The sequence below is a fragment of the Staphylococcus sp. 17KM0847 genome (assembly GCF_013463155.1).
Lineage (GTDB): Bacteria > Bacillota > Bacilli > Staphylococcales > Staphylococcaceae > Staphylococcus.
Map to the genome: position 1 here is coordinate 460,588 of NZ_CP040781.1, position 12,075 is coordinate 472,662.

Genomic DNA, 12,075 nt, shown 5'->3' on the forward strand with positions numbered 1-12,075 from the left:
ATAAGCGAATTAATGAAATTTAATTTTATATTGGCGTGTGTAATCTTCTTTGAGACGTGATAAACAATTTAAAGCAGCTGAAGCATAAGGCGTATTCATCGTTTTCAATTCGTTCTCCAAATTAGTAACAGCTTGCTGTAATGAAGAGGTATAGTCTTGCAGCTCATCTTCAAAAAGCTTGAGCTTACTTTTAGTTGTGTAACGTTTCTCGTATAAGCTCAATGCTTTGCGTTCGTGGAAAAACACACCTTCAACTTCATTCGGGCTATGAAGATCACCTTGTTTAGGATGTTTAATGACTTGAACTACTTTGACGAGTATTTGATCTCCTGTATTTTCGACAATTTCTACCACATAAACACCCGTTTTATGTGCAAAACGATAAAGCATGTTGATTTCATCCTTTCATAAATATGTTAAAATAAAGATTATACTAATTTTATCATGAATGGAGTATGAAAATGACAAACTACCCACAATTAACGAAAGAAATCCAAGATAATGAAATAAAAGTTGTGATGCACACAAACAAAGGTGATATGACTTTAAAGTTATTTCCAGAGATTGCACCAAAAACGGTTAAAAATTTTGTTGAATTGGCGCAAAAAGGATACTATGATGGCATTACGTTTCATCGTGTAATTAATGATTTTATGATTCAAGGTGGAGACCCAACCGGTACAGGTATGGGTGGCGAAAGTATCTATGGTGGTCCATTTGAAGATGAGTTTTCAATGAATGCTTTTAATCTTTATGGTGCACTTTCTATGGCAAATGCAGGACCGGGTACAAATGGTTCTCAATTTTTTATCGTACAAATGAAAGAAATCCCAGCACAAATGGCAGATCAATTAGAAGATGGGGGATGGCCTAAAGAGATTGCTGAAGCGTATCGTGAAAAAGGGGGTACACCTTGGTTAGATCAAAAGCATACAGTATTTGGTCAACTCATAGAAGGTGAAGAAACATTAGAAGATATTGCGAATGTGCGTGTTGGCGCGCAAGATAAACCGATGTATGATGTTGTCATTGAATCAATCGATATTGAAGGAGAAGTCCTATCTGACTAGGAGCAACGTTATGGCGAATAATGAACTGAATATTAGACTATATCAATATTTAGCAGCATGGAATCCAATGCATTTCGAAGATCCGACAATGGGTGATGCAGAAGTATATGAGATGATGGATGCTGTTCATCATCTCGGAGAGCCAGAACAGATTGCAGAGAGATTTCAATATATTTTTACGTTTGCGTTTGATGTCACTTTGTCTAAAGCAGAATGTTTACAAAAAGCGACAGAAGCCGTACAGTTAAAAACATCTTGTGAAGTCAACTAAAATATAAGATCGAGTGTAATAGTATATAATTGTTACACTTGATCTTTTTGTATGCATAGCGGCACGGAAGGAACGTCTTAATATATAAACACAGGTATGTTTTATACTCGATGATGAAACATACCTGTGTTTATTTTAGTTAAAATAGAATAATTCAACTGTTTTATGTACGTGCTATTTAGACGTATATTCAATTCGTTTTTTTGACTGTCTCACCCAATTTGGCAATCGTTCTGCTAAAGATTGAAACCCGTATTTTTCAGTTTCTTTAATCTCATCCAATACTGAACGTTTTGCTTTTTTACGCTCATAATTTTTAAAATAGTCATTGTCCCTAAGTGATAAATTTAATTTGCCAGTTTTATCAATAGAAATAATTTTAGCTCTGACTATTTGACCAGGCGATAAAAGTTTTTTCAAATTATGGACGTAATCATCCATAACTTCTGATATATGAATAAGGCCTTCAGTATTGTCAGGGGTTTCAACAAAAGCGCCGTAGGGTTGAATACCAGTCACACGCACCTTGATATGTTGGCCAACACGATACTGTTTCTTCAACATGAATAACCCCTTATATTATTGATATTTAACACTATTATCATAGCATAAATTTTAAATTTCTCCTAATTATACAGTATATCAATAATTTGGACATTATATATGGTATTCAAAAAAGGGAGAGCAAGAACGATTGTAGAAAGTATTTTTATGATTTCACTAACAAAGAAATAAAGAAGATATTTTAATTCAATCATATGTGATTTTTAACACATATGATAGGCTAAACATTTAATGAAAATACAGCGTATTATAGTTGCAATAAGTAAGGCATTAAGGCTATAATGCTTGTAAATGAAAGCGCTTTAAATTTTATAGTGACAAGCTCAAAATAATAAGATGAATAAGTTTAAAAGAGTAGTATAGTGTCTATAATTTTAGATAATTCTGTAAAGACTGAAAAAATCTTTTACAAACAATGCTCACTTATGTCATTATAAGTATAAAGCTTTCTCAATTATAACAAAGGAGGATTTTTGAATGATTCCATATAAACACGAACCATTTACAGATTTTACGAAAGAGGAAAATCGCCAAGCCTATTTCCGAGCTTTAGAAAAGGTAGAAAGTGAGTTAGGTAAGGAGTATCCACTTATTATTGGAGGGGAACGTGTATATACGGACGATAAAACACGTGTGTATAATCCGTCGAACAGAGAGGAAACAATTGGCTATGTTTCAAAAGCATCAAAAGAGCATGCAGAACAAGCATTAGAAGCGGCTAAGGAAGCCTTTAAAACATGGCGCAATGTAGATCCTAAAGTACGTGCTAACGTGTTGTTCCGTGCTGCAGCGATAACACGTAAGCGTAAACATGAGTTCTCAGCGTTGTTATCTAAAGAAGGGGGAAAACCATGGAAGGAAGCTGATGCTGATACAGCAGAAGCAATCGACTTTATGGAATACTATGGTCGTCAAATGCTTGAGTTAAAAGATGGTAAGGCAGTCAATAGTCGTCCAGGCGAATACAATCAGTTTGACTATTTACCTGTTGGTGTAAGTGTCGTTATCTCACCATGGAACTTTGCGTATGCCATTATGGCGGGTACAACAGCAGCACCAGTTGTGACAGGTAATACAGTATTATTAAAACCATCATCAAATACGCCAATTATTTCTTATAAGTTTATGGAAGTATTAGAAGAAGCTGGTTTACCAAAAGGTGTTGTAAACTGGATTCCAGGTTCATCAAGCGAAATCGGTGACTTTTTAATAGAAAATAAAGATGTTGGTTTAATTTCGTTTACAGGTTCTAAAAATGTAGGTAAAGAAATCATCCAAAAAGCAGCAGTGATTCAAGAGGGACAAAATCATATTAAACGTGTCATTGCTGAAATGGGTGGTAAAGACGCATTAGTTGTAGATAGTGAAGCAGACTTAAAAGTAGCAACTGACGCGATCGTATATTCAGCATTTGGTTTCTCTGGTCAAAAATGTTCAGCATGTTCACGTGTTATTGCGCATCAAGATATTTATGATGAATTGTTAGAACGTGTAAAAGTAGAAACTGAAAAAATCAAAGTAGGTAATGCCTCAGATCCTGATACTTATGTAGGTCCAGTTATCGACCAAAAATCTTTAGATAAAATTAAAAATTATATCGAAATAGGTAAAGAAGAAGGTCGCCTAGTAACAGGAGGTAATACAGACGAAGAAAAAGGAAACTTTGTACATCCAACAATCTTTGCTGACTTAGATCCAAATTCTCGTATTATGCAAGAAGAAATCTTTGGACCAGTTGTAGGCTTTACAAAAGTTAAAGATTTTGATGAAGCGATTCAAGTGGCAAATGATACAGAATATGGTTTAACAGGCGGTGTTATTTCAAATAACCGCATGAAACTAGAACAAGCACGTCGTGACTTTATGGTAGGTAACTTATACTTCAATCGTGGCTGTACAGGTGCAGTTGTAGGCTACCAACCATTTGGTGGATTTAAAATGTCAGGTACAGATTCAAAAGCAGGTGGACCAGATTATTTAGTACTTCATATGCAAGGTCGTACAGTTTCTGAACATCTATAAAATAGTGATAAAAGTTCAAAACCAGCTATCAAGTAAGATTATCGGAATGAATATTCTTGATTAGTTGAAAGTAGGGTATATCTTTACAGAATTATTTAAACGAATCAAGTAGGTGGGACGTTTTCTTGAACTGTGAACGATATACCCTATTGTTATGTGATATAGATTATTAGAGTGTAAAGGGGAGAATGCGTGTGGCAAATCAATCAGAATCAATTATCGAATTAACAAATCATTATGGTGCACATAACTATTTACCGTTGCCAATCGTGATTTCAGAAGCAGAAGGTGTGTGGGTAAAAGACCCAGAAGGTAAAAAGTATATGGATATGTTAGCAGCGTATTCAGCAGTGAATCAAGGTCATCGTCACCCTAAAATTGTGCAAGCATTAAAAGATCAAGCCGATAAAGTAACCCTTGTATCACGTGCTTTCCATAGTGATAATTTAGGGGAATGGTATGAAAAAATTTGTAAGCTTTCAGGTAAAGAAAAAGCATTACCGATGAATACAGGAGCTGAAGCAGTAGAAACAGCATTGAAAGCAGCTCGTCGTTGGGCTTATGAAGTTAAAGGCATTAAACCTAATGATGCTGAAATTATTGCAATGGTAGGGAACTTCCATGGTCGTACAATGGCACCTGTATCTATCTCGTCAGAAAAAGAATATCAACGTGGCTATGGTCCATTGTTAGAAGGGTTTAAAAATGTACCGTTTGGTGATATTGAAAGTTTAAAAGCATCTATTAACGAAAATACAGCAGCTGTGTTAATTGAGCCAATTCAAGGTGAAGCAGGTATCAATATTCCACCTGAAGGTTATTTGAAAGCAGTACGTGAACTTTGTGATGCGCATAATGTTCTTTTTATTGCAGATGAAATTCAAGCAGGTCTAGGTCGTACAGGTAAACTATTTGCAACAGATTGGGACAATGTGAAGCCAGACGTATATATTTTAGGTAAAGCTCTAGGTGGTGGCGTATTCCCGATTTCTGTTGTGTTAGCAGATAAAGAAGTATTAGACGTCTTTACACCAGGTTCACATGGCTCAACTTTTGGAGGTAATCCGTTAGCTTGTGCAGCTTCGATTGCCGCTTTAGACGTTATTGTAGAAGAAGATTTGGCAGGTCGCTCTCAAGAGCTTGGTGAATATTTTAAAAAGGCATTGTTAGAAATTGATCACCCAGCAATTAAAGAGGTGCGTGGTCGAGGTTTATTTATTGGTGTTGAACTGCATGAAAATGCACGTCCATATTGTGAACGTTTAAAAGAAGAAGGTATTTTATGTAAGGAAACACACGATACTGTCATTCGATTTGCGCCACCATTAGTCATCACGAAAGAAGAGTTAGACTATGCAATCGATAAAGTGAAAAAAGTATTTTCACAGGCGTAGAAATCACCTTAAAACCTTAAATTTAAAAGGCTTTAAAAACGAATAGCTTATGTTACAATAAATAATGTAAGCGAAAACAAAAGTAGAAAAAAGAGGCGAGATGGATCATGTCTGAAAAAAATAATCTAGTGACGTCAACGCAAGGTATCATCAAGGAAGCGATGAATAAATTGGGATTTGATGATGCAATGTATGAATTAATCAAAGAACCTTTAAGATTTTTGACGGTGCGTATTCCAGTGAGAATGGATGATGGGACGGTTAAAACTTTTACAGGTTATCGTGCACAACACAATGATGCGGTTGGACCAACAAAAGGTGGCGTACGTTTCCATCCAGATGTTGATGAAGAAGAAGTAAAAGCATTGTCTATGTGGATGACGTTGAAATGTGGTATCGTCGACCTTCCTTATGGTGGGGGTAAAGGAGGAATTATTTGCGATCCACGTCAAATGAGCATTCATGAAGTAGAACGCTTATCACGTGGTTATGTTCGTGCGATTTCACAGATTGTAGGGCCAACGAAAGATATTCCAGCACCCGATGTTTTCACTAACTCTCAAATTATGGCATGGATGATGGATGAATACAGTCAAATGGATGCGTTTAACTCTCCTGGCTTTATTACGGGGAAACCTATCGTTTTAGGTGGTTCACAAGGGCGTGATCGTTCAACAGCATTAGGTGTTGTTATTGCGATTGAAGAAGCAGCGAAACGTCGCGGCAAAACAATTAAAGGTTCACGTATTGTTATTCAAGGCTTTGGTAATGCGGGGAGTTTCTTAGCCAAATTCTTATACGATGAAGGTGCAAAAATTGTAGGTATTTCTGATGCGTATGGTGCCTTACATGACCCAGAAGGATTGGATATCGACTATTTATTAGATCGCCGTGATAGTTTTGGTACGGTTACTAATTTATTTGAAGATACCATTTCAAATAAAGAGTTATTTGAGTTGGATTGTGATATTTTAGTGCCAGCTGCAATTGCGAACCAAATTACAGCAGATAACGCAGCAGATATCAAAGCAGAGATTTTAGTTGAAGCAGCTAACGGACCAACAACACCAGAAGCAACTAAAATTTTAACAGAACGTGGCGTTTTATTAGTACCTGATGTATTGGCAAGTGCTGGCGGTGTAACAGTGTCATATTTTGAGTGGGTACAAAATAATACAGGTTACTATTGGTCAGAAGAAGAGGTCAATGAAAAGTTACGTGAAAAGCTAATCACAGCTTTTGATACGATTTATAGTTTATCAGAAAATCGAAAAATTGATATGCGACTTGCAGCATATATTGTTGGTATTAAACGCACAGCTGAAGCAGCAAGATACCGTGGCTGGGCATAAAAAATAAAGAGCAGGGAAGATGCTTACGCGTCTATCCCTGCTTTTTATTTATCTGTTATTAAGATCTAAAGAGGAGCAAAGCAATAGCTCCTTTTCCCATCATAATTATACTTCATTAACTGTTTAGGTGTTGTTTTGCGATATGAATTTGATGACGTACGGCATCTTGTCCCGTTGCGCCATAACTTTTACGACGCTTAACGGCTTCGTTAGGTTGAAGATAGGTGTAAATATCTTGTTCGATATCAGTGTGATGTGCTTTATAAACATCTAGTGGGACATCAAGTAAATACATATTATTTTGGATAGACCAAAGGACAAGTTTACCCACTATTTCGTGTGCCTCTCTGAACGGAACACCTTTCATAACTAAATAGTCCGCTAATTCTGTTGCATTTGAAAAATCTTGGCGCACGGTTGTTTCAAGACGATGTGTATTTACGGTCATAGTTGAAAGCATACCCTCGAATATTTTAAGTGCACCTTTTAAAGTATGAACAGCGTCAAATAGACCTTCTTTGTCTTCTTGCATATCTTTATTATAAGCAAGAGGTAAGCCTTTAAGTGTGACTAACATACTCATGAGATGACCTGTTGTACGCCCCACCTTGCCACGAATCAATTCAGCCATATCTGGATTTTTCTTTTGTGGCATAATAGACGACCCTGTTGAAAAAGCATCGGATAATGTTACAAACTGTGCTTCTTCTGATGACCAGAAAATGATTTCTTCTGCAAAACGTGAAAGATGCACCATAGTTAAACTAATATTATGCAATGTTTCCACAATATAATCACGGTCACTGACTGCATCTAAACTGTTTTCATAGATACCTGTAAATCCTAGAAGTTTTTGTGTTTCGTGACGGTCGATCGGATACGTTGTACCACTTAATGCTGCAGCACCTAATGGAGAAAGGTCAATACGTTTAAGTGCGTCTTCAAATCTTGATTTATCACGTTCTAACATCCAGAAATAAGTCATAATATGATGTGCGAATGAAATAGGTTGGGCACGTTGTAAATGTGTATAACCCGGCATAATCGTATCGATATGTTCTTCGGCAAGATTGACAATCGTTTGTTGGAAAGAGGAAATCAAATTTAAAATATGTTGCACTTCTTTTTTTGTATATAGGTGCATATCGGTTGCTACTTGGTCATTACGACTACGTCCCGTATGCAATTTGCCGCCAATAGCACCAATACGCTGAATCAATTCATGTTCAATGTTAAGATGAATATCTTCTAGCGATTCTTTTAATTCAACTTTATCATTGTGGATATCTTGCTGGATAGCTTTGAGACCATCGATGATTTGAGTCGCTTCGTCCTGAGTCAAAATGCCTTGATTAGCGAGCATTGTGGCATGGGCGATACTACCTTGAACATCTTCGTCAATTAAATTTTTATCGAAGTGGATAGATGCATTGAACGCATCTACCCATGCTTCTGGTTTTTCTTCAAATCTACCGCCCCATGCTTTCTTACTCATCTGCATAACCTCCATGTAACATTGCGTTGACTTGTGTAGGTAAACCAAAGATTTCGATAAAGCCAACTGCGGATTCTTGATTAAATGCATCTTCTTTTGTATATGTTGCAAGTTTTTCATTATAAAGTGTATAGTTTGATTTTCTTCCGTTTACAATTGCATGACCTTTGAATAATTTGACACGTACATCACCTGTTACGACTTTCTGTGTATGGTCAACAAATGCTTTAAGTGCATCTGTCAAAGGAGAGAACCATAAGCCGTTGTACACGAGTTCAGCCAATTGCTTTTCAACAACAGGTTTAAAGTGAGCAACGTCTTTTGATAAAGTGATCGTTTCTAAGCCTTTATGTGCTTTTAAGATCACTTCTGCCCCTGGAGCTTCATAAACTTCTCTTGATTTAATACCAACAAGTCTATTTTCAATATGGTCAATACGTCCAATACCATGCTTACCTGCAATATCATTGAGATGTAAAATAAGATCGTCTAGTTGGTAAGCTGTACCATCAATATGTGTCGGAATACCTTCTTTGAATGTTATTAAAATTTCTTCAGGTTCGTCTGGTGTATCTTCGAGTTCGTTTGTTAAGTCAAAAGCATCTTTAGGTGGCGCAACATAAGGATCTTCTAATACACCACACTCATTACTGCGTCCCCATAAGTTTTGGTCAATAGAATAGGGAGATTCTTTGCCGATAGGTACTGGGATATTGTGTTTTTTAGCATAATCAATCTCTTCTTCACGGCTCCAACCCCATTCTCTGACAGGGGCAATCACTTTTAAGTTTGGATCTAAAGCTTTGATTGCTACCTCGAAGCGTACTTGGTCATTCCCTTTACCTGTACAACCATGTGCAATCGCACTGGCATTTGTATTATGAGCAATTTCAACTAATTTTTTAGAAATTAATGGACGTGATAAAGCGGAAACTAGCGGGTATGTTTGTTCGTACATTAAGTTTCCTTTAATAGCATAGCCGACGTATTCTTCGGCAAATTCTTTTGTTGCATTAATAACGTGTGACTCGATAGCACCCATGTCCAAAGCTTTTTGATAGACAAGGTCTAAATCTTTACCTTCACCAACGTCCAGACAACATGCTACAACATCATAACCTTGATCAATCAACCATTGCACTGCGACACTCGTATCTAATCCACCTGAATATGCTAAAACTACCTTCTCTTTCATAAAACAGTCACCTCTGTGTTAATTTGTTTTGCTTAGGTATTATATTAGCACTACGTGTTTTATTATGCAAGTATTTAAATAAATATACATAAAATAGGTGGTTGGAAATACTACGAAATTAAAAACAAGATATATTATTTCTAAGTGAATAAATAAGAGGAGTAGCTCACTGTACTTACAATACATTTTAGGTTTACTTTCATTTCTGGTTAATCGTTAACGGATGGACTTACAAATTTTGACGAATATAAGATTTTTGGCCTGAATTCAACTTTTAACAAGTTAAAGTATCTATTTTATAATCTTTAGTTGAGTTAATTGAATTTAATAATATATGTTAGTAAAATATAAGCGAGTTCAGTTTATTAGGAGGCTAAATGCATGACACATATCCAGTTTGATTACCAAAAAGCTTTAACATTTTTTGAACAACATGAATTAACGCAATTACAAGACCAAGTAAAGCTTATTCATCATACCATTCATGAAGGGACAGGTGCTGGTAGTGACTTTTTAGGTTGGGTTGATTTGCCAGTAGATTACGATAAAGATGAATTTCAGCGTATTTTAGCAGCAGCTGAACAAATTAAAGCACATTCTGATGTTTTAGTTGTTATTGGCATTGGAGGATCCTATTTAGGGGCACGTTCAGCAATTGAAATGTTAACCCCTGCATTCAAACAAGATGATAGTTTACCTGAAATTATTTTTGCAGGACATCAGTTATCATCTTCTTATACGCAAGAGTTAATCGACTACTTAGAGGGTAAAGACTTTTCGGTTAATGTAATTTCGAAGTCAGGAACAACAACAGAACCTGCTGTTGCGTTCCGATTATTTAAGCAGTTATTAGAAGATAAATATGGTAAAACAGAAGCACAGAAACGTATTTTTGCTACAACTGATAAAGCAAAAGGTGCATTGAAACAGCTTGCGACAAATGAAGGCTACGAATCATTTGTTGTACCGGATGATGTGGGTGGTCGTTTTTCAGTATTAACAGCTGTTGGTTTATTACCGATTGCAGTAGCAGGTATCGATATCAAAGCGATGATGGACGGTGCAGCAAAAGCACGTGAAGAGCTTGCAACAGATCGTTTAGACGATAATATTGCGTATCAATACGCAACAATTCGAAATGTACTTTACAATAAAGGCTATACTACTGAAATGTTAATTAACTACGAGCCATCATTACAATATTTTAATGAGTGGTGGAAACAATTATTTGGTGAGTCTGAAGGTAAAGATTTAAAAGGGATTTATCCATCAAGTGCAAACTTTACAACAGATTTACATTCGTTAGGACAGTATGTACAAGAAGGTCGTCGTTTCTTATTTGAAACAGTATTAAAAGTAGCAACTCCTAAATATGATATTACTATTGAAGAAGATGCAGATGATTTAGATGGCCTCAACTATTTAGCTGGTAAAACAGTAGATGAAGTGAACACTAAAGCGTTTGAAGGGACATTGCTTGCTCATACAGATGGTGGTGTACCTAATCTTGTCATTACATTGCCAAAACTTGATGCTGAAACATACGGCTATCTAGTATATTTCTTTGAATTAGCAGTAGCAATGAGTGGTTACCAATTAGGTGTTAATCCGTTTAATCAGCCAGGTGTAGAGGCGTACAAACAAAATATGTTCGCATTATTAGGTAAACCTGGATTTGAAGATAAGAAAAAAGATTTAGAAGCGCGTTTATAATTGTAGGTACAATATCAATCAAGCTAAGCCATGAGTCGTGTAATAATGTCTTTCATTATTGCACGCACTGATGGCTTTTATGATCTTTACAGTGTAAAATGAATAGCGTCAGTAACGCTGAAAAAATTTTATGATAAAATATTGAAATAGAAATTGAAGACCATCATTTGGATTGCTAAAAATAAAATGAGATAATCCTAATTTTTAAAAGGTGGAATAACAATGTATAATATGATTTATCTAAAATTTTACAATTAAAGTTTGATTTCAAGAGAGGTGTCAAAAGTGAAAAAAGAAGCAGTTGAATGGATTATTTCGATAGGTCTAGCATTAATTATTGTTGGTTTACTGTATACGTTTATCGTTAGACCGTATAATGTACAAGGAGATTCGATGGATCCAACATTAAAAGATGGTGATCGCGTGATTGTTAATAAAATCGGTAAGACATTAGGACATCTGGATAATGGTAATGTTATTGTATTCCACGCAGATGATTCATCCGATTATGTGAAGCGTATTATTGGCAAACCCGGGGATCATGTTGAATATAAAAACGATCAACTTTACTTAAATGGCAAAAAAGTAAAAGAACCATATTTAGATTATAATATGAAACATAAAACATATGATGAAATTACAGGTCCGGTCAATTCACAATCATTGGCAGGAAGTAAAGGACAGTATAAAATCCCGGAAGATAAGTATTTAGTATTGGGAGACAATAGAGAAATCAGTAAAGACAGTCGTACTATTGGTTTGATTGATAAAGATCAAATTGTTGGAAAGGTTTTTGTCAGATTTTGGCCGTTTAGTGACTTTAAATTCAATTTCAATCCAGATCATACTGAAAAACAAGCATAGCCCTTTGAGCTTAGTGTTGAATCAATTTTATTCAACGCTAAGCTTTTATTATGCACGCTATTTTTTAACTAATAATGTTATAATAAAACACAATAAGAAAACACTTTTTAGAACAGTTGAATCGAGAGGGGACAC

11 protein-coding genes are annotated in these 12,075 nt (G+C 35.7%); 7 read left to right on the forward strand and 4 right to left on the reverse strand.

Annotated elements, in window-relative coordinates:
* Positions 1-9: 9 nt before the first annotated feature.
* Positions 10-390, reverse strand: a complete 381-nt coding sequence (gene kapB / locus FGL66_RS02260) for a sporulation phosphorelay system protein KapB (protein WP_180810002.1) — start codon at positions 388-390, stop codon at positions 10-12.
* A 71-nt stretch (positions 391-461) separates the two neighbouring features.
* Here kapB and FGL66_RS02265 point away from each other — a divergent pair, with 71 nt between their 5' ends.
* Together FGL66_RS02265 and FGL66_RS02270 are read left to right on the forward strand one after the other, a co-directional pair.
* Complete coding sequence (locus FGL66_RS02265; protein WP_180810003.1) at positions 462-1,070, forward strand: peptidylprolyl isomerase; 609 nt, start codon at positions 462-464, stop codon at positions 1,068-1,070.
* 10 nt (positions 1,071-1,080) lie between these two features.
* Positions 1,081-1,341, forward strand: coding sequence for a DUF1871 family protein (locus FGL66_RS02270; RefSeq protein ID WP_180810004.1), 261 nt, complete (start codon positions 1,081-1,083; stop codon positions 1,339-1,341).
* 174 nt (positions 1,342-1,515) lie between these two features.
* Here FGL66_RS02270 and ygs read toward each other — a convergent pair whose 3' ends face one another.
* Positions 1,516-1,905, reverse strand: coding sequence for a S1 domain-containing post-transcriptional regulator Ygs (gene ygs, locus FGL66_RS02275; RefSeq protein WP_374757669.1), 390 nt, complete (start codon positions 1,903-1,905; stop codon positions 1,516-1,518).
* Between the two features lie 477 nt (positions 1,906-2,382).
* Between ygs and pruA the strand changes: the two genes are divergently transcribed.
* The 3 genes from pruA to FGL66_RS02290 all read left to right on the forward strand — a co-directional run bounded on the left by pruA (position 2,383) and on the right by FGL66_RS02290 (position 6,673).
* On the forward strand, positions 2,383-3,927 hold the full coding sequence (gene pruA, locus FGL66_RS02280) for an L-glutamate gamma-semialdehyde dehydrogenase (protein ID WP_180810005.1): 1,545 nt from the start codon (positions 2,383-2,385) through the stop codon (positions 3,925-3,927).
* Between the two features lie 194 nt (positions 3,928-4,121).
* Entirely contained in the window at positions 4,122-5,321 is a 1,200-nt protein-coding gene (locus tag FGL66_RS02285; protein ID WP_308413116.1) for an ornithine--oxo-acid transaminase, read from the forward strand.
* Positions 5,322-5,428: 107 nt separating this feature from the next.
* Positions 5,429-6,673, forward strand: a complete 1,245-nt coding sequence (locus tag FGL66_RS02290) for a Glu/Leu/Phe/Val family dehydrogenase (RefSeq protein ID WP_180810007.1) — start codon at positions 5,429-5,431, stop codon at positions 6,671-6,673.
* A 115-nt stretch (positions 6,674-6,788) separates the two neighbouring features.
* Here FGL66_RS02290 and argH read toward each other — a convergent pair whose 3' ends face one another.
* Both argH and FGL66_RS02300 read right to left on the reverse strand, forming a co-directional pair.
* Positions 6,789-8,168 carry an argininosuccinate lyase gene (argH, locus tag FGL66_RS02295; protein WP_180810008.1) on the reverse strand — a complete coding sequence of 460 codons (1,380 nt, stop codon included), beginning with the start codon at positions 8,166-8,168 and terminating at the stop codon, positions 6,789-6,791.
* On the reverse strand, positions 8,161-9,363 hold the full coding sequence (locus tag FGL66_RS02300) for an argininosuccinate synthase (RefSeq protein ID WP_180810009.1): 1,203 nt from the start codon (positions 9,361-9,363) through the stop codon (positions 8,161-8,163). Before FGL66_RS02300 ends, argH begins: the two co-directional genes overlap by 8 nt.
* A 381-nt stretch (positions 9,364-9,744) precedes the next feature.
* Here FGL66_RS02300 and FGL66_RS02305 point away from each other — a divergent pair, with 381 nt between their 5' ends.
* On the forward strand, positions 9,745-11,076 hold the full coding sequence (locus tag FGL66_RS02305) for a glucose-6-phosphate isomerase (RefSeq protein WP_180810010.1): 1,332 nt from the start codon (positions 9,745-9,747) through the stop codon (positions 11,074-11,076).
* A gap of 285 nt (positions 11,077-11,361) precedes the next feature.
* Positions 11,362-11,940, forward strand: a complete 579-nt coding sequence (lepB, locus tag FGL66_RS02310) for a signal peptidase I (protein ID WP_180810011.1) — start codon at positions 11,362-11,364, stop codon at positions 11,938-11,940.
* Positions 11,941-12,075 lie beyond the last annotated feature (135 nt).